We start from the raw sequence: 24741 nt of genomic DNA, 5'->3' as shown, positions 1-24741 counted from the left end.
GGAAACAATATGGAACGGGTTTTTGGAAAAGACAGGGGTAGCATGGGAAGCTTCTTCCGCATGCTGCAGAAGGCAAGACTTCCTTATCTGTGGATTCTTGCATATATTGCCATTACAGCTCTTCTTACCAACGTAGGAATCAGCGTAACGGAATACACGGCCGAACTATTTGCCGGGAATGTGAATTTTGGCACCGTGGTTCTTCCGTTTTTGGCTTTTACATTACTATCCCAGCTGATCGGTTCGGTCAGTAAGATTATGAGTAACTTGTGTGTTGCGCGAATTGACCGTAATATCAGGAAAATGATCTGGAGTAAGACCGTCAGGCTGCCGCTTCGATATTACGAAAAAAATAAGCCCAAAGAAATGATTTCCCGTATTACAACGGATATCACGGCGATCAGTCAGCTTATCATGCAAGTATTTGTTGCTATTCTCACTTCCGCGTACACGCTGGTCATTACGCTTGGAAAAATCGGCTCCTACGACCAGAAGCTGATGATTGCTCTGATCGCGGTACTTCCGCTGAATTTAGTCATTGCATTCGTTATGGGAAAAATGAAGTTCGGAGTGCTTGATCTGGTAAATCAAAAAAATGCAGAGCTGACACAGACGATTGCAGAAAAAACCAATAATCTTCTTCTCATCAAATCTTACGGAAAAGAAGAAAAGGAGCTTCAGACAGGGCAGGAGAAGATGAAAGGGTTCTATAAGAGTTCGATTCTGAATGCGTGGCTGGGATTCGCAACTCCGATGTATGCATTGGTGGGCGCTATGCAGTTTATTGTGATCGTGATGGTAGGCCGAAGCTTTTATTCATCCGGCGCATTGACTCTTACCCAATGGATCGCCTATTATGGATTCGCGGTGAACATCGTTAATCAGCTCAGCGCGTACTGTGTATATTGGACAACCTTCAAGGGCTCCCAGGGAGCAACCAGAAGGGTAGCCCAGATTATGGAAGAAATGGAAGAAGATATAGAGAACGGCGAGCATGTGGAGCATCTTTGCGGCGATATTGAATTAAGAGAGGTTGATTTCTCTTATGAGGATAAACTTCTGTTCGACAAACTCAATCTGAAGATTCCGGCAGGACGCGTGACGGCGCTTATCGGACCGTCAGGGAGCGGAAAGACGACGCTTCTGAACCTGGTGGAGCGTATGTATCCGGTTTCGGGAGGTAAGATTTTATTTGGGGGCGAAGATACCGCGCGGTATTCGCTCAAGAGCTTCCGAAGCGAGATCTCATACGTAACGCAGGAAAGTACATTGTTTGCAGGAACGATCCGCGACAATATCCTGTTCGGAATTAAGAGAGAAGTCACGGATGAAGAACTGGAAAAAGCATGTACGGACGCGGAAATTATGGATTTTATCAGGGAACAGCCGGAGGGATTCCTGGCGGATGTAGGCGAACAGGGAGAGAAGCTTTCCGGCGGACAGAAACAGCGGATTGCTTTTGCGAGGGCGCTTCTAAAACAATCGGATTATCTGTTTATGGATGAGGCGACCGCGGCTATGGACATCCGGGGAAAAGATCAGGTATGGAAGAGTGTGAAACGGCATATGGAAGGTAAAACCGTGCTTATGGTTGCCCACGACAGACAGACCGTACAGAAAGCAGATTATATCATAGTAATGCATAACGGAAAGATTATCTGTCAGGGAGAACCGGCGGAAGTATATGCCGAGAATACATATTACCGAGAATTAATAGGAAGTGAGGGACAGGGCAGATGAAAAACAACAAACATGTAATATCGTTTTTTCTGAGCTTTTACAGAAGGCTTTCAATTCCCTGGTGGCTCTACCTGATCGCATTCGGAAGCGGCGTGGTTTATGCCGAGGTCGGAATGAGAGTATCGGAGTATCTGGTCCGTGTGAACAAGGGGGAACTATATAATTCTGTTATTTTAGGTTATGTCTTTTTTACGATTTTTAATGCATTGCTGGGATTTTTGCGGCCGCTTGTGGAAGAGTATGCCAATCAAAAAGTGATCCTGCGGGTAAGGTTTTCGATGTGGAGGAAGATCCTGCATCTTCCGATGGATCAGTTCGGAAAGGAACAGCCGTCTTCGCTGGTGTCGGCCGTTACGAACGACGTAACTCAGGCGACTCTGGTGATCAGCGGAATATTCTCAGGAGCTGCGTCGCTGTTCGGATTTGTCCGCGCCTGTATGATCTTGTATCAATACAATTCGCCTCTCGCAGCATACCTTTTGCTCTGCATACCGGTTGCGGTGGCAATGTTTGTCATCGTCGGCAAGCTGCAGTTTACCATAATGAAAAAGCGCTATGCGGCGTTGAATGAAATGACCACCTTTTTCTCCGAACACCTGTCGGCCGGAAAATACGTAAAAGCGCAGGTAATGGAAGAGAAAGAGCTGGAAAGCGGATATGCGGCAATCGATTCACGGTATAAGGCAGATATATACTATGCTTTCATGGAGCAGATTCAGGTTCTGACCAATTCCCTATACTCCCTTCTTACGACTGTCGTAATGGCAATGGGCGGTTCCAGATTGATTAACGCCGGGAAAATGGAAGCGACAGGGATTAATATGTTCAGCACCTATATGACGCAGGTAAATCTCTATATGGCGGAGCTTTTGACGGTGTGGCAGAACGTGATGGGCTCGAAAGGCGCGCTTGTCCATGTCGGGGATATTCTTGATATGGAAGAGGAGCATACGGAAAAAGGCAATTCCTGGACAGAATCCGAGAACAGAGATATTGTGTTCAAAAACGTGAACTTTGGATATGGGAGCGAAAAAGAAATCCTTCATGACTTTTCCGTTTGCATTCCGGGAGGAAAGACGACGGCGGTGATCGGTGATAACGGTTCCGGAAAATCTACGGTCATGAAACTGATACAGGGATTCTACCAGCCTGATTCGGGAGAAATATGGGTTGGAGGAAACAGGATAAGCGAAACGAGTCCCCGGGAATGTCATAAAAAATTTGGCTATGTACTTCAGAACAATCCGCTGATGTCAGGTACGATCCGGGATAATATTCTGTATGGCACAGAAGGAGAGACACCGGAGGAAGAGATGAAAAAAGCGGCAGGAGAAGCCAGGGCGGATTCTTTTATAGATGCGCTTCCCAACGGATATGATACGACTCTTGGAGAGGCGGGGAACCGTTTGTCAAGCGGTCAGAAACAGAGGATAGCCATTGCCAGGGCATTGATTGCGAAGCCGGATTATCTGATACTCGACGAGGCGGGGGCGAGTCTGGACCATGACACATATATGAAGATCTATCATGGTATCAGGAAGAAGATGGAAGGCAATACTATTGTTTTCATCGCCCATGATATGCGCGAGATTGCAGAAGCAGACTATCTGGTCGTTATGCATCACGGACGTCTTGAAGCCTGCGGAACCCATGAAGAAGTATTTGCCGTAAGCAGGACTTATCAGGAATATCTGCAGTCCACTGAGGCATCTTAAAAGAAAGAAGGAATGATTATGAAGAAATTTACGATTGTGTCTTCCCTGCTTTTCGTGTTACTGTTTTGTGGGATGGTGGGATATGTGGCGTCGTCCGAAGACTTTACGCCTCCAAAGGAGGAGGAAGAAGCGGCCGTGCCTGAAGAAGAAGACAGGGAAGCGCCTGTCTGGAATAAGACGGTGGATGAACTCGTCTCATTTCTGGAGGAGAAGGGGCTGATCCATGCAGACAGTAAAGTGACGCTCAGTGCGGAAGGTCTGTGTACGCTTGCGCTAAAGTATGACGGAGCCGAAATATACTGGTGGGATCTGGAGAATCTGGATCCGGAATCTGGCGAGTATCAGGCATATGAGAGTCTCAGGACGAAAGGCGAGATTGATTTATATGGAGCCGGTACGATTATTATGCCGAAGAAAAACGGTCCTTTTGCACTTTTATTAACCTATTATGAAGGCGATGTGCAGGCGTTAGAAAAAGCGTTTGGAGAATTTGGTCAGGAGAATTGATTGATGAAAATGAAGCTTGTTCTGGTAGAAAAAGATGAAACATTGTGTACAGAGCTGAAAGAATTACTGGCGTTTTATAATGTATTTGACATTGTGCATACCTTTGACGGAATCAATGAAGCCAATAAATATATCTGCCTGAACGAGGTGGACGCGGTATTTATCAATATCAAAACAGGGAATCCAAGATACAGCGGGGACGGCTCCTTTCTGGCATACAATCTGTCCCAGATAAAGCCGGACGTCTTGGTGGCGCTGTATTCGGAAGAAAAGTTAGAGGCGGGGCTGGTATTTGACTGCTGCTGCGATGAATACTTTCGGCTTCCGTTTGATAACCGTGTGCTTCAGCGGGTGGTTAAGCGGCTGCAGTATTTGTTTGAGCTGCTCCAATACAAACGGTTATCCGTGAACCGTTCTATGATGATCAAGACGAGAAACGGATATCAGCTTGTGGATATTGATAAGGTTCTCTTTATCGAACGGACGGACCGCAAGAACAAGATGGTAATGGTGGACGGAAAGGAGATGATTCTTTCCGGATATTCTATGAATGAATTGGAACAGATTCTGGAAGGTTATAATTTTTACCGGTGCTATCAGTCTTTTATCGTGAATCTTTCCAAAGTATCTTATGTCCGGGCGGACAACGAAGCGAAAAATTTTGCTCTGATTTTCGACGGATATGCGGGGGAAGTCATGGTGAGCCGCGATAAATATACGGAAGTACTGCAGCTTCTGAAAAGTAAATATGCGAAGCTTACGCTTTAGGAGGAGAAAGATGAAGTCAAAAGTTTTATCGTTTGCCGAATATGATCAGGTGGATATCAGTATGTACAAGCAAATATTCACGCTTGATGAGAAGGCGTACAAGAAAGAAATGGATTTTATTAAGAACAAAAACAGCACATGGGAAGAAGCGGGGGAAGTTACCGACGGAGCGCTTATTGTATGCGACATGGAATCGGCAAATCCGTTTTTTAACAGAGAGAACCTGAAAATCATGGTAGGACAGGGGTTCTTTCACAAGAAGCTGGAAGCGATGTGCATCGGGCTGAAAAAAGGGACGGCCGGTGTGCTGGACGTCGACGGGGAGAAAGTGACCGTAACGGTTCGTTCCATTCAGCAAAAAAAGATTCCTGTGATCACGGACGGGATGATAGAAGCTCTTGGAATTGAAGGAGTGAGCGATGTAGAACAATATGAGGCTCGTCTGATCCGGGAACAGAAAAAAAAGATTGCGGAAAACGAGGGATACGAAGCCGTTCAATATGTGATGGACAAAGTATTTGAGGCCAGTACGTTCGATCTTAAGAAGGCTGACTGGAAAGAAATGACAGATCATGAAATTAAGAGATTGAAGGAAATCTCCAGAGAACAGGGGTTGAATCTGGAAACCATGACGCCAGAGGACTTTGAAGGGAAGATGCCGTTCTCAAGCTATCATGAATTATTCGCAAGCGTGCAGAACGATTCATGGGACAGGCTCTGCGGCTATCTTCTGGGGCGGGAATACGCAGAAAAAGACGGCGTCGGATATACGATGGAGCAATACCGGGACGATATGGATGAGTACGTGAAATTCTGGCATGAAACGAAAGAAAATGCAGAAAAAATCAATACTTATGAATATTCGGAAATTATGTTTTATGTAAATTATTATTACAATAAAGTAAAAGAATACGTGACAGAGAATTTTTTTAAGGAGGAAAAGTAGATGGCAATTCAATATGCGGATGATGAAAGCTTTAAGGAACAGATTAAGGAAGGGTTTGTGATCGTGGATTTCTTTTCCGCAACATGCGTACCGTGTAAAGCCTTTTCCCGTATTTTGGAAGAGTTAGACGCGGAGCTTCCGTTTATCAATATCGTGAAAGTGAACACCACAGATTATCCGAAGCTTGGCAAAGAGAATCGTATTTTTGCGGTTCCAACCGTTCAATTCTACAAAGACGGTGAAAAGAAGTTTGAGAACGTAGGCGTGATGGAAGTTGAGGAAATAAAAGAGAAGATTACAGAATTCATGTATTAAGAGGGAACGGATATGGAAATCGGGGAAAAAATCTATGGATTTGAAGTTAAAGAAAAGAAGTATGTGCGGGAGGTCGAAGGAGATATTATTCAGATGGAGCACTTGTCAACCGGAGCGCAGGTCGTCGTCATAGACAATCAGGACGTTAAAAAGAGCTTTCTGGTTGGATTTCGGACCATACCAAAGGACAGCACGGGAGTTTTCCATATTCTGGAGCATTCTGTGCTGAACGGTTCCCGCAGATATCCGGATAAAGCTACGTTCGTCAATCTGATGAAACATTCCATGGCAGAATTTGTCAATGCAATTACATATCCGGATCATACGGTATATCCCTTTTGTACAGAGAATGAGAAGGATTTTATGAATCTGACGGACGTTTACCTAAACGCGGTATTTTGTCCGAATGTTCTTACGGATAAAGAGATCTTTGAACAGGAGGGCTGGCATTTTCAGTGTGAAGACGGAAAAGCTCCGGAGATTAACGGCGTTGTCTATAATGAGATGAAGGGAGTTTTCTCGTCCCTGGACAGCATATTAGAGGATGAAATGTCTAAGGCAATGTTTCCGGAAACGGCTTATCGTTTTGTTCCCGGAGGATTTCCGGATACGATTCCCGCGCTATCTTATGAGGAATTTCTGGAATATTACAGGACATTTTATAATGCTTCCAACTGCTGTATTGTTCTATATGGGAAAATGAATACGGAACAACTGTTTGAGTATATTGACAAAGTTTATCTGGGAAAAATGAAACGATCAGAACCTGCGAAGCCGGTTATGCTGCAGAAACCCGTAAAGGGAATCCGAAATAAGCTGTATGATAAGGAGAAGTTCGGCGATCAGGGTGTGTTTGCGTCATGCACCTATAGTCTGGGTGATTTTGACAACCGGGAACGTATGAATGCAGTCTATATCCTTATGCAGGCGATTATGGGGGAAGACGAGGCGCCGATGAAGAAAGGGCTTATTCAGAGCCTGGGAATCCCGGAGATTCAGTATTTTATCATGGATGGTATCAGACAGCCCTATCTTGCCGTTAAAATAAAGAATACAGACAAAGAAACTGCCGGTCGGTTGAAAACGGTTATCACAGAACAGGCGGACAGACTTTGCAAAGAAGGAATAGGAGAAGAGCTATTGGTTTCGGCGATCAACCGTCTGGAATTTTGGATGAGGGAAAAAGGCGGGAGCCAGCCGGAGGGAATTGAATATGTACTGGATATTGCCGGCGGATGGGCGCAGGGAATCGGACCTTGCGAGATGATAGAATTTGAAGAAACATATAGGAAAATGAGAATCCTTGTAAAGGAAGGATACTTTGAATCACTTCTGAGGGAAGTCCTCCTGGAAAATGATCATGAGGCAGAGGTTTCCCTGGAACCTCTTGAAAAGGCCGAAGAGAAGAGGCAGACAGAAGAAGAGACAGAAGACCTGCCGGGTCTGTCTGCGGATGATCTGCTTCATAAGAAGGAGGAGCCGCTCACAAGGGCAGAGGAAGAATCCGGTATTACATATTTGAAACAAGAGATCCCTTCAAAAGGAGTGGCATATCAAAGCTGCTATTTTGATATCAGTGATCTGGAGCCGGAGAAAGTTCCTTATGCGAAGCTGCTTTCGGAACTTCTTGGAGACCTTCCTACGAGAAAGCATAGTCTGGAAGAATTAGTGATTGAGAAGAATATGTGGCTTGGAAATGTAAGGGCTTATCTGGAAGCGTACACCAATACAGATGATATCCGGCATGTCAGGCTTAAATTTGTGATGGATATCAGCTGTCTGGAACAGAATCTTCTGAGAGCGGTAAAACTGGGGGAAGAGCTGCTGTATGATACCATTCTGGAGCATCCGGAGATTATTCTGAAAAGGATCAGGCAGAGCAGGATGGAACTGGAAAGGGGATTTGTTACCAGTGGGAACAGCTATGCGTCCGGACGTGCGGCCGCACACTATATGCCGGAAGGAGCGGCAAGGGAACGCTATAACGGAATTCACTATTATCAGTTCTTAGGAAAGCTTCTGAAGAACTTTGACGCGGACCAGGGGCAGATTATCCGGGAACTTAAGAAAATTCAGGAGAAGCTTTGCCGTAAGTCTAATCTGGTGATGAGTTTTACAGGCACAGAGAAAGCTTACGGCGATTTCCGCCAGTTGATCGCAGCTTCCGGGTTCTGCGGCAGTGCAAGGGAAAGGGAACCCGGATGGTATCAGGATAAATTGCTTCCCGGGAAATCAGAGGCATTTATCATTCCGTCGGAGGTATCCTATGTTGCGCTTGGAGGAATCGGGGAATATACCGGTGAGGATTATCTTCTTGGCAGAATGGTGAGCTTCGATTATCTGTGGGCAAAGATCCGCGCTGAAGGAGGGGCTTACGGCTGCCAGATGTCTGTACTCCCAAATCAAAGCTGGACCATGAGCTCCTATCGAGATCCGAACGTAAAAAGAACGATAGAAACCTTCCGCAACACTTCAAGTTGGCTGAAAGATCTTGAATTAGGAGAGCAGGAGCTTCTGAATTATAAGATTGGCGCAGTTGCCGGATATGACCGGACTCCCAAAACATATGTACAGGCAAAACGAATGGATTCCTGGTATCTGAGGCAGGAAGGACCGCAGGTCAGGGCAAAGGTCAGAGAAGGGTTGTTAAAGGCGTCGGAAGAAGATTTGAAAAACAGGCGTCAGGCGATGGAGAGCTTTGCCAAAGAGGGAACCGTCTGTGTTCTTGGAAACAGAGCTAAGATCGAAGAGGCGACCGGTCAATTCGACAATGTAACGGTACTGATGGAGTAAATATACGGAGATGTGAGAATGAAAAGAGAGGATAATATTTATCAGATATATGTGCAGATTCTGAAAGAAGAACTGGTTACAGCCATGGGATGCACGGAACCCATCGCGATTTCTTATGCGGCTGCAAAAGCAAGGGCGGTATTAGGGGAATTGCCGGAAAAGATTGTAGTAAAGGCAAGCGGAAGCATTATTAAAAACGTAAAAAGCGTTGTTGTTCCGAATACCGGCGGTTTAAGAGGAATAGAGGCCGCAGCCGCGGCCGGCGTTGTCTGTGGAAATGAGAACAAAAAACTGGAAGTTCTTTCGGAGATAGAGTCGGAGGACATAGAGCGTATTAAAGGTTATTTGGGACAGGCAGATATCAAAGTTGAATATCAGGAGACAGGGCGTACATTTGATTTGTCCGTATGTGTTTATAAGGAACATTCCCAGGCAAGCGTCAGGATTACGGATTATCATACCAATATTGTTCAGATAGAAAAGAACTGGGAATTCATCCGTGACGATTTGAAAGACGAGAAAATAGAAAAAGCGAACAGGGACGTTCTTTCCATGGAGAATATATGGGAATTTGTCCGATGTGCAGATATTGAAGATGTGAAAGAAACCCTGGATAAACAGATAGAATGCAATATGAAGATTGCCAGGGAAGGTATACGCGGAAATTATGGGGCAAATATCGGAAGTATACTGCTCAAAATGGAAGGCGATGCTGTGCAGGTACGCGCAAAAGCGATGGCAGCAGCCGGTTCTGATGCAAGGATGAACGGCTGCGGACTGCCGGTCGTGATCAATTCAGGAAGCGGCAATCAAGGCATTACCTGTTCTGTTCCGGTATTGGTTTATGGAGAAAGTCTGAACTGTGATATCGAGAAGATTTATCGGGCATTATTGTTGTCTAATCTTACGGCTATTTATATAAAAGCAGGAATCGGGACATTATCTGCATATTGCGGGGCGGTCAGCGCAGGCGCCGCCGCAGGAGCGGGAATTGCTTATCTGCATGGAGGCGGGTATGAGGAAATCAAGCATACGGTCGTGAATGCGCTTGCAATTGTATCCGGCATTGTCTGTGACGGCGCTAAAGCATCTTGCGCAGCGAAAATCGCATCATCTGTAGAAGCAGGAATTGTCGGTTATTATATGTATCTGAATGAACAGGAATTCTGCGCGGGGGAAGGAATTGTGGCGGAAGGAATCGATCGGACGATTGAAAATATAGGAATACTCGGCAAGGAAGGAATGAAAGAAACGAATAAGAAGATTATAGAGATGATGATAAAATGAAAAAGAGCACCAGCGAAAAATTAATGAATTTATTGGGCGTTGCAGCCGGGAATGCAATATTGGCGCTTGCCGTGGTTGCTTTTATTGTTCCGGCAGGGATTCCGATGGGAGGAGCTACCGGCTTGGGAATTGCCGGGAATCATTTTTGGGGAATTCGGACTTCAATCATCGTCTTTAGCTTGAACAGTATATTGCTTATCATAGCATGGTTTATTCTGGGAAAAGGATTCGTAAAGAAAACTCTATTGAGTACATTTATCTATCCCTTATTTCTTGAACTGTTACAGAAAATTCCAGGAATCACAACTATGACAGACAATATACTGTTGTCTGCCATTTTTGGAGGACTTCTTGTAGGCGTTAGCATGGGGATTGTGGTAAGAGTTGGAGGATCGACGGGGGGAACGGATATTATTGCCCTGATAGCAAACAAAAAAACTTCCCTTTCAGTCGGCGTCACGGTGTATATGGTAGATTTTGTGGTTTTAGGCATACAGGCTTCTTTCTCTGATATGGAGCAAATACTTTATGGGATTATACTGACTCTTCTGGCAACGGTTGTGATTGATAAAGTTGTTCCGAATGGAAAGGTCTCTATGCAGGTGATGATTATTTCAAGAGAGTATAAAAAGATTCAGGAAAAAATATTGCAAGACATAGAAGCCGGAGTGACGCTTTTTCACATACAGACGGGATATAGCGGTGAAGAACAGAAAGGAGTTATGTGTGTGATTCCAAGACACAAACTGTTTGCTTTGAAAGAGATGGTCTGTGAAACAGATCCGTTTGCGTTTCTTACCATTAATCAGATTAACGAGGTGAATGGTCAGGGATTTACCAGAGAACGTATTGCATATGAAGAACTCAAAAAGGAAAGAATATAAACTTCCTGTATCAAGATTTAATATCGGACTTCCATTGCTGGTATGTATAAATTCGATTATCTAAAATAAGGTTTTCAAAAATATATGAAAAAAGAAACGATGAGTTACATTAGGGGACAATTAGATGATTCATATACCGGAGAAAGTGTGGACATTTTGGTATAAATCATGGAGACGGTTACCAGTTTATAAGAATAAAAGAAAAATGAAGAATCCCGGAGGAGTAATCTTCCGGGATTTTTTTTGACTTAGAAGGTTGCGTTTAGCGCTGTCTGCCGTACAGAACTGGTAGAAATATATGAAGAAGCACGGTTTGGTATGGTGCTTTATGCGGGAGACGGAAGAATGGCTACATATGGTTATCATCGAATCAGTACACGGGATCAGCATCTTGACAGGGGGATTCATGAGATTCAAATATTTTGCAAGGAGCACGATTTGGAACTGGAAAATATCTTCACAGACCAGCAGACGGGCAAAAACTTTAACAGGCCGAGATACACGGTTCTTGTGGAAGAGGTTCTTCGGGAGGGAGATATACTGCTTGTGACAGAACTGGACCGGTTAGGCAGGAATAAACGGGACACTATGGAGCGGTTCCAGAAGATAACAAGGAGCAGTATCCGTGAGAATCCGGACGGGGAGAAACGGGCAATTCCGTCGAATATGATTAATTGTTTCTGCATGTATTCAGACTATACCCCGCTCACGCTGGATGAATGGATACTCTGCGACAGGAAAAGGAGAGAAAAATTATGTGCGGAAGATTCTATGGAGATGGGGAGACAGCCAAAGAGATTGAACGGGTGATTCATAGCATAGATCTGAAGATACAGAAAATGCGTTTAGGGGATATCTACCCGTCCCAGTCTGCCAGTATTCTGACTTGTTACAGCCGACAGATAAATCCGTTGTTGGCAGGTCCTACAGCAGAAAAATCACCGGCAAGTTCCAGAATAAGGAGCGTTTTATGATTCTTACCACACAGGCAAACGCTTCTGTCAGTCCTGTCCATAACCGTATGCCGGTGGTTTTGGATGAGAGTGAACTGGAAGACTGGGTTTATGATGATAAGTTCACGGAATACGTGCTTCATAAAATTCCGCCAAAACATTGGAGGAAACAGGAATATGAGCAGCAGAGTCTGTTCCTGACATGAAAAAACCATCTGGTGATTATGGTAATCTTATCACCAGATGGCACAGAAATTCAGTCTGTTTTGTTTCCCTGCTGTTTATATTGTCTGATGGTTCGCAAGCTGCTCTACTTCTGCAACACTAAGAGCAGAGTATTCCGCAATCTCCTCGACCGTCAGCTTTCCCATTTTTAGCATCCTGAGTGCTGTTTCTTTTTTGCTTTCGTTTAAAATAGTTCTTGCTTCTGTTTGAATCAATGGTCCTCTCATCATAGCACCTATGCCTTTCTGCACGTTTTCAATATCTTCTTCTGAGGTATTACATAGCAGGATAATCTGGCTGTCTGTAAACCCTTGCTTAATTATCCTGATTATGATTCTCCGCCTATGTTTTCATTAGCTTGATTTCTCATTTACAATGTCATATACTTATGTCTCTCTGTCTAAAGTCCTTCAAAATGCTATGTTGTATCCTATTTAGACAAATTGGTAACGCTCCAACATATAAATCGGCAGAGTTTCAATTTTATTATCAATGCCACCTTTTGTATCTCCCTTTAAATAAAGCAATTTATGTGCTTTTCCCTGTTCCAGTGCTTTCAATGCGGTGACGGCCGTTCCTTTGCCGGATTTTACTTCTACCAGATAGCGGATAGATGAATGGACACTCTGCACAATGAAATCAATTTCACCGCCCCGGTATGTGGCAAATGCTGGTGTTTCAAAAACAATCTCTTCCGGAAAATCCTGTCTTTTTTTCAGGTTGATATAAACATAGTTTTCATTCAGCGTACCTGAGATGGATCTGGAATCTATACCAGTCCGGGACAAATAATAGTTTGCCAGTCCAGGATCCATAAAATAACAGCGGCTTGCCGGTTTAAAATCAAAGACGTCCATTTCTGTGATCTTGGCACAAAAACCAATGATGCCTGAGAAATACAACCAACTGATTGCCCGGTTGCAGGCGGCTTTTGAAAGATTACTGGAATAATCCCTGGTCACCAGTTTCTGCAGTTCTTCGCTGATGCTGCCCTCTGCCAGCCCCCTGCTCTCCCTGCATAAAATACGGCAGACAGAAAGAAAAATCTGGGTAAATACACTGGTATCCAGGATATCCGTAAAATATCGGGTAGATTCATTGGTAAAGGTATCAATAATTTTCACAAGAGCCCCCCTGGCTTTTTCAATGTCCTTCGTTTCCAGATAGGTTTTGACTACGTTTGGATATCCGCCGATCTGGAGGTAGATGTCATATGCCGCTTTTAATAATTCGTAAACATTGCTGTCCTGTGGTGAATCTAACTTCAGACTGAGATATTGTGTATACAGGTTCCTGTCAAATGCCTGGAGGAACTCACCGAATGACAGGGTATAAATGGAAATCCGCGTCATATCCCCGCTGGAATATCGAAATTCCGGCTCTAAAATCTGTCCCAGGTAGCTTCCGGTTACAATATAATGCGCCTGAAAGTGTCGGGTAAATTCCCGGATGCAGTTATAGATTTCGGCAGACTCCTGTATTTCGTCAATAATGATTACTGTATCGTCAGAATCAATAAAGTCAGGTTCAAAAAGACGGAGTGCGTCATGAAGGGGATGTTTCGGGCGTTTTGTACCGGGTATCCATGATGTAGCCTGTTTGTAGCATTCCAGGAACTGTTTTCCGCTTTGTTCAAAAAAGTTGATATAAATTTTATGCTTAAAATGTTCATCTGCAAATTTATTGATGATATATGTTTTTCCCACCTGCCTGGCACCGTTTACTTCTAAAGTGCTTCGGTTTTGTTCATTTTTCCATTCCAAAAGTTTATCATAAACGGTTCGTTTCAGATACATTGCTTTGGCTCCTTTCATAATAAGGTTTGTCCTGATATTGAATTACCAGCCTTGCCCAAAATGCATGGCTGGTAATCATATGTATTGTTTTCTTTTCTATTTTATCATGCTTTTTGTATTTACTCAATTCCTATTCAAACTACTTTGCTGCTTGAATTTATTAAATTTTCCGAATTATCCCTGATTTTTGTTGATCTTCCGCAACCCACGCAACAGGTTTTCAGAGTTTTCCTGGTAAACCGTATCCTCATCTACCGTTTCGTCATAGGTGCCGGTCAGCTTCTGGTAAGCCGTTGCCGGGTCCATCATGATGTCCTGGAATGTGGGATATTCGCTCTGGAGGGCGGAAAGCTTCCCGTCTACATCGGGCAGGATCTGTCCGAGCAGATCGAAAATCTCGGTATTTGCAGAACAGGTAATACACCGGTAAGGGAGATGAAGGCCGGAAGCAATCGCTTTAGCGCCTTCGGTCTTTCCCGTCCCCGCAGGTCCTCTTAATAAGAAGTTCCGCATGGGTGACACGGTATTTGTGGTTAATTTGGCGTGTTCGCAGATCCGTTTGATCTCCGGCGGTATGATGTACCAGTCGGGGATCTGCGGCACGGTGAGTTCTTCCTGGGGAGTCAGTGTCCGAGATTCGGACAGGATGTATTTGCCTGCGAAATCTTTTTTTGAAACGCTCGCCATTACTTTTCGGGTAGATGTACCGGGTTTTACGACCTGGAAGGTTCCAAGGATGACATCTGTTGGAGAATAAGTGCCTTTCTGTACTGTAAATGCTTTGAGCTGTGGAATGGAACCGTTAGTTGGCGTATCATTTGGAATCCCGCCGACTGTCAGGGAGGTTCCATAGCGGATACGCCGGTAAAGGTTATCGCAGAGGATTGCTGCAGTCTCTGCCGTTTCGTCCATGTTTGGATAGCCGTTATCCCGGTCTTCCTTCAGCTTCTGGTAATGCTCATTGAACTCGTCATCCGCCATAGCAGTTGGGATGAGAGCAAAGCTCAGGGCAGCGCCGCTTTTGTCATCTTCCTTCAGCATATATTTTTCCGGATTGCTTTCCGGATCCGGAGGCATCTGGTAACAGCCCGCCGTAAACTTGCCGTTTGTCCGGTTGTAAACTGCTACGTGGAGTTCTCCGGTCTTGCTCGGATATTCCGCAATCGTGAAATTATTTCCCTGGCTTCCGATTGCACCAAGTTCCTCCGGCGGTTTCCCGCCTGTGGGTGACTCCAGTTCCAGATATGCCAGGATTGCCCGAAGCGTCGCCGCATGGAGCGTGGAACGCTTCTGGGGCTGTATGCAATGCTTGGAATAAACATTTTTAAATACCGGGTCATCCGTATAATCCTCGAACGGTTCCGGCAGCTTTCGCTTAAAGGACCAGTTGGGTAATATATTTCCATTTGCCATATAATCATTCCCTCCCTTCTATGCCCAGGATACTTCCAGGGTGTCATTGGTTTCCGCTGCTTTCAGCTCATCACGGGTAAAGATGTCCATGAGGGCTGCCCAGTAATCCCTGGGTGGGAAATGCTGGAAGGTATCTTTTATTTCCGGAGTATTGTTCGTATAAATAAATATTTCCCCGGCTTCATTGATAAAAAGCTTCTGGTGTCCCCTTGCCTGCAGGTCGCCGATCAGTTCCGTCAGTAACGGCTTCCCGATGAGGGAATACCAGGATTCCGGATCTACATGGACGGGAGGTTCTGCTGGATTTTCAGGATTACCAGGCATAGGGTTATCTGAATTCGTCCTCCCCGGGCTGGGTGTGAAATCTGTAATAGTCATCATGAAAAGCTTCAGATGTCCATACCGGTCCAGGGAAATATCCGCGAAGTTATAATCTCCTGTATGAAAGGTCCGGATGCGGATGAGCTCACAATTCAGCAGGGACTCCGCCTTGATGGGCCGGGTATATTCCCAGGACGCATCCGGGAAAGTTGCTTTGATCTTATCGGTGATCTGGTAACTGATCTGTCGGATCAACAGCGTTTCCATGTCAAAGACAGGGCTTTTCTGCCGGTTTTTCCCACGCTTCTGTATGTGTGAATGGGTATCTCTTAAAAAGGCTGGAACTGAGACACGCGGCAGCATGGGAATCAGAAGGAAAAGAAGACTTCCTGTGATTCCAGCGATTGCGATGCCGGCAATGACAGGATAGTTCCCGTTTCCGGCAGCATTTCCATTGGCAGGATATGCGCCTCCCTGTGCAGCGCCGGCAGGATTCTGATAGCCGCCGTTTTGCGGGCCTGGATTCGGATATCCTCCGGCTCCCGGCGTAGCCGCGCCTCCATTGTACGGCGGTGCGCCTGCCTGGTTTCCTCCTGCATCTCCTTCTGATTTGTTGGAAAGGCAGAACTGCCAGTCCCGTACATTGATCTTGGCGCCGGAACCGGCCTGGCCTGCTCTCTGTCCCTGACTGTAAACAAAGGGATGGAGTTCAAGATCTCCATAGATATACAGGCAGGTCCCTTTCTTAACTCCCGCTTTCGAAAGCCGTTCTGCCAGATGCTTGTTCAGATAACACTGATAAAAAACGGACTCATACGGATTATCCGGGTTATTCTGTGCGTTCTGGCTTCTTTGTGAAGTGGCAAGGTCTAAAGAGATGTACTCCGTACCGTTGTTCCTCCCCTGCTGCATGACGGGATCCTTAGTGACCCTTCCCATGAGATGAATGATTACTGACATAAAATTTCTCCTTTCTGCCCTCTGGGCGTTGAAATAATAAAAATAGGTAAAAGAATAGGAAATCCTTGATTCAGATTTCCTAAAAATAAAAAAAGAGCCATTAAGTGACCGCAGGGTGCGGCTATCCTAATGACTCTGATTTCCAAACTTAAACTCGCGTGTGCTCTGGAGGAATGGTCCAGACTCCCGATGTGAGATAACACAAAAACTTAAATACATGATTATAATAGCACAAGATATAGTGTATGTCAATTTTAAAAACACAATATATGACATTTCGAAATCAAAAAGCAAATTTATATGCCACAAATCTTGAATTTTTTTGAAATTGTGGCATATTAACTGGTGTTAATAGAATTTTAGAAGAATTGTCCGTATATGAGTGTCCAAAAAGTATCTTTCAGAAATCCTTCTTTTTCTGAGAATTGCCCCGTGTTATAATAAAGAATATTGAATGTATATGATAAAAATAGAATTGGAGGAGTTATAAGATGAGGATTTTAGTAATTACCGGCAGCGCGCACAAAAAAGGGACATCATCCTGTTTGGCGGATGCCTTTATCAAGGGAGCAGAGGAGGCAGGACATGTAGTCTGTCGTTTTGATGCGGCATTTAAAAATGTGCATCCCTGCATTGGATGCGATTCATGTAGAAAGAATGAGCGTGTCTGTGTATTTAAAGATGATATGCAGGAGTTGAATCCGGAACTTTTAAAAGCGGAAGCAGTCGTGTTTGTTTCACCGATTTACTATTATGATATAAATGCGCAGATAAAAGCGGTGATTGACCGGTTTTATGCAAATAATTCGGTATTAAAGGGTGCAGATAAAAAAGCAAGCCTGATGCTTACATATGGCGATGAGACCGAAGAATCCGCAGAAGGAGCCATTGCTTCTTTTAGAGGCATGGTAAAATATCTGGAATGGGACAATGTGGGGATTGTCTCCGCAAAAGGTTGTTACGTACTTGATGATGTTATAAATTCAGAATATCCGAAGCAGGCGTATGAATTAGGAAAGAGTTTATAGAAAGATCATGGGGAGAATTGAAAATGAAACGGTGTTCCTGGTGTTTGTGCAATGAAAAAATGATAAAATACCATGATGAAGAATGGGGCGTTCCGCTGTATGACGACCGGAAACAATTTGAGTTTCTAATGATGGAAGTCATGCAGTGCGGACTGAACTGGAACATGATGGTTCAGAAAAGGGAGATATTCCGTAAATGTTTTGATGATTTTGATTATCAGAGCGTGGCAGAATATACAGAGGAAGATGTCCAGAGGATTATAGATACAGAAGGAATGATAAAGTCTGAGAGAAAGGTTCGTGCAGTAATCCATAATGCTCAGTGTTTTTTGAAGATACAAAAGGAGTTTGGTACATTCAGCGATTATTTGTGGAGATTTACGAAAGGCAAGGTAATTCTGTATATGGGCCATCAAAAAGGAAGTCTTCCGGCAAAGAACGGACTTTCAGATGAAATCAGCCGGGATTTGAAAAAGAGAGGGTTTAAATATCTTGGCTCTGTGACAGTATACTCCCATCTGCAGGCTTGCGGGATAATCAATGACCATACAGAGGAGTGCTTCCGCTACAAGGAAGTCATGGAAGGAAAACAAGCAGTCCGTAAGAGAAGAAACATAGAAGGCTGATTCTGAACGAATGAATGGAGATGGAGAGTATGAAATATAAAGTGAAAGTAACTGTAATTGATAAAAAACTATATCCTGAACTTCAACAGCAGTATTGTGCGGATCCTGCTTCCGGAGCATGTCAATGTTATAATGTGGGTGATGAATTCATTTTTTTCAGGGATGATGAGAGGGATGATTTCTGGAATATGGGACTTAACACACTGGTTAAAACAGAAGCTGATCCTGATACTGTGGCAGGCGGGCCTAAAATGCCGCATTGTTCTGAGGCGTGGGATGCAATCTCGCGATATATCTATGCGGGATTACAGGGTGGCTCTATTATGAAAGGGTGGATGAAGGAAGAAAACACAATGATTGCTTGCTGCTCAGATGGTACAAGACCTGTAATTTTCAAAATTGAACGAATAGACTACGAATAATAGTGGAGATATTAAATACGATAATATAGTTGAAAATGCAATACAGTTGTAATATAATTGTATTACAAAAAGGAGGTGCTTGTTATGGCTAAGGAGGCAACCCTGCAAGTAAGAATGGATTCAGAGTTAAAGGAACAGGTTGAATTATTGTATAAACAACTGGGAACATCTTTTGCAGAGGCGGTAAGAATATTTGCAAGGCAAAGCGTGGAGGATCAGGGAATGCCTTTTTCCATGCATTTATCAGCAGCCGGGCGGAAAAGAACATTGGGGATTGCAAATGGAAAATATAAGATTCCGGATAATATTGATGAGAATAATGACGAGATAGCAGAAATGTTTGGGGTGAAATAGACGTGAGGATTTTGCTGGATACGCATATAGCACTATGGGCTATTGCAGATACGTCAAAGCTGTCGGATGAAGTGACAGAACTTCTCGAAAAGGAAAGTAATGAAGTATTTTATAGTATGGCCTCTGTATGGGAAGTTGCAATCAAGCATATAATCAAGCCAGAAAATATGCCTGTATCAGAAGAAGAATTTGTCCGGCTGTGTGAGGATACAGGATTTACCAGGCTGCCGATAGAGGCAGGACATATTTTCCTGTTAAAGACGTTATCACGACCGAACGATGCACCAAAACATAATGATCCATTTGACAGGCTTCTGATAGCGCAGGCTAAATATGAGAATTTAGTATTACTTACACATGATTCCCAATTTCCATATTATGGAGAAAAATGTGTGATGAGTGTGTAACTAAGTCTGCCGTCCGCAATACAAAAATTATATTACCAGTATAATGACAAAGCGTGATATAGGTGATATAGTAAGTACAGATAAAAATAAAGCGGACGAAAATAAGTCCAGAAAGGAAAGAATCATGACAACAGTTAATTTCGTATATTACCTGAATAGTGAACATTATGAGACGCTGCACAGTAAAGAAAAAAAGCAGGGTTTGATTTTGGTACGCTCATGTAAGGTAAGAAAACGGAAAATAACTGTGTGATTAAAAAGCTGTCTTTCTACACAGGAGACTGACAGATAAAAACATGGATATCAGATGCCGCTTATCTTGTATGAGGTAGGCGGTATTTTTTGCTTTAATAAACAGAAAAGATTCCATTGGAAAGTTTTCTGTGCGCGCTCCATTAGCTCAGCTGGCAGAGCACTCGACTTTTAATCGAGTGGCCGTGAGTTCGAATCTCACATGGGGCAGTACCGCCTGGATATTTGTAAAATGACAGGAGGTGAATGAACATGGATCTGCCGACAATAGATATGATACGGACAGGAAAGAACCCGGAAGCAGATGAACCGAAAAAGAGTTCCAGATTCTCCGCATAAGCTTCAGCCAGCTCTTTCTGTTTGTCCGTCAGATGGAATACATGATCTGCAAAATAGGTATCACCGGCATATTTCACAACATAATTGTGACGCGTAAATGTAACCGTTTTGGTCTGAGGTGCGGTGGAAGTGCCTTCGGAACTTCCATTCCCAGCCTCGCCTTCCGCACCTGCGTCAACCTCAACTTCTATGGTGACGGTCTCCGTTGAGACATCATAAGAAAAAAGATCATCCTTATTTTCCCGGATGACCTTCTGAAGCTCTTTTATATTAATTTCCTTGTAGCTTTCCCTGCTGGCACAGAACTGTGCAATCAGCAGATTAGAGTTGACGGAAATGGAAACGGCATAGGGATCGGTAATGGATACGGTATCCCCTTCCGGAACCCTGGACGCTTCCTGCTGGATTTCCGCCAGCACCTCATCGTGGCACTCCATTAAAACCTCAACGATTGCCTGGTTTGCTTTCTGCAGGTTCTCATTGATCAGGGTGCCGCTGTTTAATACGCCGGTGTTCTCCGACAAGTCCCCGAAGGTAAGTCCGGGGAGCATGGTCAGGAACAATACCGGCAGCATCAGCGCTGCGGTTTTGCTGTTCTGCCAACTAGATCCGCTCCTTTCTCTGGGGAGCCTGCGGAAGCTTCTGGACAATGGATTCATGGTAGGCAACTTTTCCATCCTCCGTTTCGTAAGGTGTCTTATTAACCGTAGGCTGGGCGTACTGCTTGTACCAGGCAGCGCCGTCAACCGACTGTACGGTATCGTAAGTTCCCGGAGTGGGCGCCACATACTGGTCTGCATGGTACAGGGCAAACTCCCGGCTCCCGGAATCTTCCGTAGTCTCTGTCCCGGTCATGCGCCCGCCGCCAATCTCCATGTTGGTATATACCGGAAGCGGCGTGTCCTTGTCTTCTTTCATTCCCATATAGGAAATGAAAGCTTTTTCCGCCTCTTCTCCCTTAATGGAGCCGACCTGGCTGTAATTTCCCTGGGCGATGTTGCTGATGACGTTATTGGCAAAATCCCCGCCTTTATTTAGGGATGAGTGATACATGGCACTCCCGATGCTAGAGTTCTCTGTATACCCGGTTACGTTATTGACAGCACTCCGTTCGGTCTGCCTTCCCACGGATCCGGCGAGTCCGCCAGACAGGAAATTTCCCCCTACGGCTGCATCGCCCGGAGAACCGGATTTCCGGTATCCGCTGCCTCCGCTGCCGCCTCCCTTCAGGTGCATGGCCCCGGCCAGACTCCGGCCGGCGATCAGAAGTTCCGCCATCATGTTTCCGCCTGTATTCCCCACGTTGATGCCGAGGCTTGCCATGAAGGAATCAATCTTCTGGCTGACCTTTAGAAAGGCAATGGCACACAGGAACCAGATGAAGACATTCCCGGTTACGGCTTCCTTTCCCTGCTCTGCCACAGCCTGCTCGACCTCAGCTTCCGTCAGTTCTGAGGCAAGGACTGGCATGGAGAAAAGCAGTACCATACAGGCGACCAGCAGGATTATATACAATAGTTGTTTCTTATGTTTCATCATCTTCTCCTTTCATCAGATGGACAGCGGGTTCGCGAGGAAGGTGCCGACCATGGAGGTGAACAGCCTCAAACACCAGGCGTTCATTAATAATAGGAAGAACTGCCCTCCCAGCATCCGGCACCAACTCTTGAAAATGTTTCCGGTGGACTGGGAGGCTCCAGTGGCAAAGGCAACCGGAGCCGTAAAGACCAGAACACCCAGAAGGATGTATCGTTCCGCCGCTTCAAAGAGGAGCTTGATGTAATTCCACGCCAGGATCAGCACCAGAATCAGAGCAATCAAAGCCACCGCCCCATTTGCACAGACTCCTAAGATAACGGTGATGACTGAGTTAAAATCTGTAAACTTTAAGGATGGCAGGTCATCGGTCAGAATCCAGCTGTAAGGTGTTCCGGCGATATCCAAAAGCAGGTCCACAATGTCCTTTGCATAAAAGGTCAGGAACAGGAAGAGGAAGGTCCGCATGGATAATTTCAGCGGATCCTCTGCCTCCACCCCTGCCCCTGCGAAGTAATTTTTAAAGAGCTGCCAGACCCAGTTTAAAAGGATAAGCCCGATGGCCAAAGCGAGAAAAATCTGGTACATGCTCTCGGCTGCCGGGAAGTAGCGGAGGAAGGTATCCATGGAACAGCCCAGTGCGCCTAATACTGAAGTAGTGATGAGGTCCAGGATGTTCATGACCTGCTCTGCGATCCACTCCACAATTCCGTCTAAGATCTTCATGCGGATGCCTCCCTTCTTGTCCTAGCCATTCCACTGGCCGCCCGCAAAGAACGGGGTGATGTAGGCCATGATGAATCCAAGCCCGTTTAAAATGGCCCAGGTGATGATGATCCGTTTGAGCCATGCGCGGGACTCATCCACGGTCTTGCCGGATTTGGAGAAGTTCATCATCAGCAAAGCAACGGATGCGGTCACAACGGCGGCGATGGTTGAGATCAGGACGATCTGGTTGTAAACGTCTTTCATGATTTCCTTTGCCTTGTCCCACACATTTGCCGCCATGACCGGCTGGACGCTGCAGGCTAAGAATGTAAATAACAGTGCTGCCGTATAGAGGTATTTCATGTAGTCGATATGGCGTTTTTCACCATGCGGACGATGAAAGCGTTTCATGAACGATTTTGGATTCGGCGGTGTTTCCTTGACTTTATGTTGTCTCATATCAGTGTTGTCTCCTTATTCTGAATCAGGCAGGGAGACGGTGCGTCTGCCCTGCCTATGGTTAATGCCTGAGATCAGGATTCCTGTAACCTACCGTTCGATAAGGAACGAAAAATGCTACTGCCCTTATACAAAGGATGGAATAACGATTCCAAGCAGGTTATCTGCCTCTGGCCGGATTTCCCGGCAATGCAGAGAATGCGTCACTGGCGTATTCTCCTGCATATAGTAATGAAAAAAGCAGCCCGGTCAATACAGGCTGCTTCTTAGAGTTCCATATGAAGTTGTAAGTCCATTTTCACCTCCTGCAGCAAAAAACGCAGCCAATATCCGGGGATGAGGCAATGCCCTGATACTGCTGCGTTGTTTCTGCACATAATTTTGACAATATCAATTTTAACATATGACTTTTACGGTGTAAATCGCATAACCGTGCCAGTTTAAGAAATTATTGTGCCAATTTTGTATCAGTTCCAAAAGCGTTGCTGCACGTTCTGGTAGATACTGTTTGCTGGTTACGGGAACAAATATACTGATAGAAATGGTATCCACGCTTTTAGCGTTGGTAGGAAATGGAGGTTGAACAAATGCAGGGATTAGGAAAACGGATCCAGAAATGCCGGGAGGAGGCAGGAATGACGCAGGAAGCGCTGGCAGAACGTGTGGGGATCAGCTGGAACTACCTTGGAGCGATTGAACGGGAAGTGAAAACTCCAAAACTGGAAACACTTGTGCGGATCATCAATGTCCTTGAGGTATCAGCGGATGATGTGATGCTGGACGTGCTGCGTGTCGGGCGGAAGGCGCGGTGCACAAAGTTAGAGGAAAAGCTTCAGAGCCTTCCAAAAGAGAAACAGGATAAGATCCTGCGGATTCTGGATTTTCTAATAGAGGAAGAAAGAAAATAGCCTGTGCTTTGCAGGTTATTTTTATCTGAAAACAACAGGCACGCACTATAATACTGGAAATATATGGTAATACGGCAATATATGATGAAAATGCTGTTTGTGTTTGCTATACTGATTCTGATAGCGTTGGAACTATATCTATTAGAATTATGGAGGGAGTATGAGCAGAAACAAGGCAGTATTTGGAATCGGCATCCTGTGTTTTACTGCAGGGATGTATTTTGGAGGAGCTTTAGCAGAGGTTAAGAGACCGGAGTTTCCGGCTGAAGAACAGGAAACGGGGAGGACATGGGAAAAACAGGAACAGCCTCCGGCAGACAGCACGCTTTCGGATCCGGCAGAGTGTTATCTGTGCGGAAACCATAACCGGAGCCTGATGAGCATGTTCCGGGGAAGGGATGACCTGGGAGTGATCTGTGTCAATGACTGGTATGTAATGGATATGCAGATCCGGAATCTGGACGGAATGGGCGGAGGCGGTTCCGGCTGGACCGTTGGTGCCGAAGAAGCCTGCAGCTTCCAGACAGACCGGAATCCGGAACGGGGAATCTCAGAAGTAACGGTGGAATATGGCACGAACAGTATCTTTGATGTAAAGAAGGTGCAAGAGCATTTATGCCAGACTTGTCTGGATAAGCTGTTGGAGGTCATGGACAGTTATGGAGGGGAAGGGGAGGAATCCGGAGCAAGGGACGTATGCCTGGTGGATTTTCAGACGCTGGAGCTTTACTCTCTGCAGGAACATTACATTTCCCATTACATACGGGATTATTATGTACAGATTGATGGACGGGACGGAGACGAACTGGAAGTTATCGGAATCTATGCACCGGTACTGGAGAATGGGGAACGGGTGGAGGAATGATTGCGCAGGGAGAGAAAGAAGGATATAATAGAAAGAAAGTACTGGCTGGAAAGGATAGATGCAGTGGAAAACAAAAATAATAAGAGAATCTGCCCAAATTGCGGAAGAAAAATGAAACAGCAGTTTATTGGTCTGAAGCATTGCAAATGCGGTATGAGCTGGAAAAAGGACATTGGTTATTTTGAACGCACAGGAGATATGGTTTTTGCATTGG

At 45.0% G+C, this 24741-nt stretch carries 24 protein-coding genes and 1 tRNA gene; 19 read left to right on the top strand and 6 right to left on the bottom strand.

The genetic code is table 11. The annotated features are described in order from the left end of the window. Positions 1-9: 9 nt before the first annotated feature. The 11 genes from AC6I3O_RS21825 to AC6I3O_RS21775 all read left to right on the top strand — a co-directional run bounded on the left by AC6I3O_RS21825 (position 10) and on the right by AC6I3O_RS21775 (position 12114). Entirely contained in the window at positions 10-1740 is a 1731-nt protein-coding gene (locus AC6I3O_RS21825; RefSeq protein ID WP_497852667.1) for an ABC transporter ATP-binding protein, read from the top strand. After that, positions 1737-3455: an ABC transporter ATP-binding protein gene (locus AC6I3O_RS21820; RefSeq protein WP_497852666.1), complete on the top strand. Its 1719-nt coding sequence runs from the start codon at positions 1737-1739 to the stop codon at positions 3453-3455. Before AC6I3O_RS21825 ends, AC6I3O_RS21820 begins: the two co-directional genes overlap by 4 nt. Positions 3456-3473: 18 nt before the next feature. After that, positions 3474-3962: a YecH family metal-binding protein gene (locus tag AC6I3O_RS21815; RefSeq protein WP_016219425.1), complete on the top strand. Its 489-nt coding sequence runs from the start codon at positions 3474-3476 to the stop codon at positions 3960-3962. Between the two features lie 3 nt (positions 3963-3965). After that, positions 3966-4730, top strand: coding sequence for a LytR/AlgR family response regulator transcription factor (locus AC6I3O_RS21810; RefSeq protein WP_497852665.1), 765 nt, complete (start codon positions 3966-3968; stop codon positions 4728-4730). Between the two features lie 10 nt (positions 4731-4740). Beyond that, positions 4741-5676 carry a trigger factor gene (locus AC6I3O_RS21805; protein ID WP_497852664.1) on the top strand — a complete coding sequence of 312 codons (936 nt, stop codon included), beginning with the start codon at positions 4741-4743 and terminating at the stop codon, positions 5674-5676. After that, positions 5677-5991 (top strand): thioredoxin family protein, encoded by a 315-nt coding sequence (locus AC6I3O_RS21800; RefSeq protein WP_016219428.1) that lies wholly within the window; start codon positions 5677-5679, stop codon positions 5989-5991. Positions 5992-6003: 12 nt separating this feature from the next. After that, on the top strand, positions 6004-8784 hold the full coding sequence (locus AC6I3O_RS21795) for an insulinase family protein (RefSeq protein WP_497852663.1): 2781 nt from the start codon (positions 6004-6006) through the stop codon (positions 8782-8784). 18 nt (positions 8785-8802) lie between these two features. Further along, on the top strand, positions 8803-10071 hold the full coding sequence (locus AC6I3O_RS21790) for an L-cysteine desulfidase family protein (RefSeq protein ID WP_497852662.1): 1269 nt from the start codon (positions 8803-8805) through the stop codon (positions 10069-10071). Continuing rightward, on the top strand, positions 10068-10955 hold the full coding sequence (locus AC6I3O_RS21785; RefSeq protein WP_497852661.1) for a YitT family protein: 888 nt from the start codon (positions 10068-10070) through the stop codon (positions 10953-10955). Before AC6I3O_RS21790 ends, AC6I3O_RS21785 begins: the two co-directional genes overlap by 4 nt. Positions 10956-11300: 345 nt before the next feature. Then, a complete protein-coding gene (locus AC6I3O_RS21780) occupies positions 11301-11765 on the top strand; it encodes a recombinase family protein (protein WP_497852660.1) in 465 nt (154 codons plus the stop codon). 160 nt (positions 11766-11925) lie between these two features. Next, positions 11926-12114, top strand: coding sequence for an SOS response-associated peptidase family protein (locus AC6I3O_RS21775; protein WP_497852659.1), 189 nt, complete (start codon positions 11926-11928; stop codon positions 12112-12114). Between the two features lie 453 nt (positions 12115-12567). Here AC6I3O_RS21775 and AC6I3O_RS21770 read toward each other — a convergent pair whose 3' ends face one another. The 3 genes from AC6I3O_RS21770 to AC6I3O_RS21760 all read right to left on the bottom strand — a co-directional run bounded on the left by AC6I3O_RS21770 (position 12568) and on the right by AC6I3O_RS21760 (position 16623). Beyond that, on the bottom strand, positions 12568-13929 hold the full coding sequence (locus tag AC6I3O_RS21770) for an ATP-binding protein (RefSeq protein ID WP_497853563.1): 1362 nt from the start codon (positions 13927-13929) through the stop codon (positions 12568-12570). Between the two features lie 174 nt (positions 13930-14103). Continuing rightward, a complete protein-coding gene (locus AC6I3O_RS21765) occupies positions 14104-15342 on the bottom strand; it encodes a hypothetical protein (RefSeq protein WP_497852658.1) in 1239 nt (412 codons plus the stop codon). Between the two features lie 18 nt (positions 15343-15360). Next, the gene (locus tag AC6I3O_RS21760; protein WP_497852657.1) at positions 15361-16623 is read right to left on the bottom strand and encodes a single-stranded DNA-binding protein; all 1263 of its coding nucleotides are present in this window, start codon (positions 16621-16623) and stop codon (positions 15361-15363) included. A 491-nt stretch (positions 16624-17114) separates the two neighbouring features. On the opposite strand from AC6I3O_RS21760, the gene AC6I3O_RS21755 reads away from it, so the two are divergent. The 6 genes from AC6I3O_RS21755 to AC6I3O_RS21730 all read left to right on the top strand — a co-directional run bounded on the left by AC6I3O_RS21755 (position 17115) and on the right by AC6I3O_RS21730 (position 19922). Further along, positions 17115-17651: a flavodoxin family protein gene (locus tag AC6I3O_RS21755; protein ID WP_497852656.1), complete on the top strand. Its 537-nt coding sequence runs from the start codon at positions 17115-17117 to the stop codon at positions 17649-17651. Positions 17652-17674: 23 nt separating this feature from the next. Next, positions 17675-18277: a DNA-3-methyladenine glycosylase I gene (locus AC6I3O_RS21750; protein WP_497852655.1), complete on the top strand. Its 603-nt coding sequence runs from the start codon at positions 17675-17677 to the stop codon at positions 18275-18277. A 29-nt stretch (positions 18278-18306) separates the two neighbouring features. Further along, positions 18307-18699, top strand: coding sequence for a TIGR04076 family protein (locus AC6I3O_RS21745; protein ID WP_497852654.1), 393 nt, complete (start codon positions 18307-18309; stop codon positions 18697-18699). Positions 18700-18783: 84 nt separating this feature from the next. Next, positions 18784-19053 carry a type II toxin-antitoxin system RelB/DinJ family antitoxin gene (locus AC6I3O_RS21740; protein WP_162212047.1) on the top strand — a complete coding sequence of 90 codons (270 nt, stop codon included), beginning with the start codon at positions 18784-18786 and terminating at the stop codon, positions 19051-19053. Between the two features lie 2 nt (positions 19054-19055). After that, on the top strand, positions 19056-19460 hold the full coding sequence (locus AC6I3O_RS21735) for a type II toxin-antitoxin system VapC family toxin (RefSeq protein ID WP_497852653.1): 405 nt from the start codon (positions 19056-19058) through the stop codon (positions 19458-19460). Between the two features lie 389 nt (positions 19461-19849). Beyond that, positions 19850-19922 (top strand) — tRNA-Lys (locus AC6I3O_RS21730). Positions 19923-20654: 732 nt separating this feature from the next. On the opposite strand, the gene AC6I3O_RS21725 is transcribed toward AC6I3O_RS21730, so the two are convergent. From AC6I3O_RS21725 to AC6I3O_RS21715, 3 genes are read right to left on the bottom strand one after another with little or no spacing between them, the layout of a single operon-like run. Continuing rightward, a complete protein-coding gene (locus AC6I3O_RS21725) occupies positions 20655-21587 on the bottom strand; it encodes a hypothetical protein (RefSeq protein ID WP_497853561.1) in 933 nt (310 codons plus the stop codon). A 15-nt stretch (positions 21588-21602) separates the two neighbouring features. After that, positions 21603-22313 (bottom strand): hypothetical protein, encoded by a 711-nt coding sequence (locus AC6I3O_RS21720; RefSeq protein ID WP_497852652.1) that lies wholly within the window; start codon positions 22311-22313, stop codon positions 21603-21605. Positions 22314-22334: 21 nt separating this feature from the next. Then, complete coding sequence (locus AC6I3O_RS21715; RefSeq protein ID WP_497852651.1) at positions 22335-22754, bottom strand: fimbrial protein; 420 nt, start codon at positions 22752-22754, stop codon at positions 22335-22337. 587 nt (positions 22755-23341) lie between these two features. Here AC6I3O_RS21715 and AC6I3O_RS21710 point away from each other — a divergent pair. Both AC6I3O_RS21710 and AC6I3O_RS21705 read left to right on the top strand, forming a co-directional pair. Next, entirely contained in the window at positions 23342-23662 is a 321-nt protein-coding gene (locus tag AC6I3O_RS21710; RefSeq protein WP_497852650.1) for a helix-turn-helix domain-containing protein, read from the top strand. Positions 23663-23822: 160 nt separating this feature from the next. Then, positions 23823-24527 (top strand): hypothetical protein, encoded by a 705-nt coding sequence (locus AC6I3O_RS21705; RefSeq protein WP_497852649.1) that lies wholly within the window; start codon positions 23823-23825, stop codon positions 24525-24527. Positions 24528-24741: the final 214 nt, after the last annotated feature.

The sequence above is a fragment of the Sporofaciens sp. St.21A7 genome (assembly GCF_059728535.1).
The sequence above is the reverse complement of the archived record's forward strand: the minus strand, read 5'-3'. Positions and strand labels throughout refer to the sequence as shown.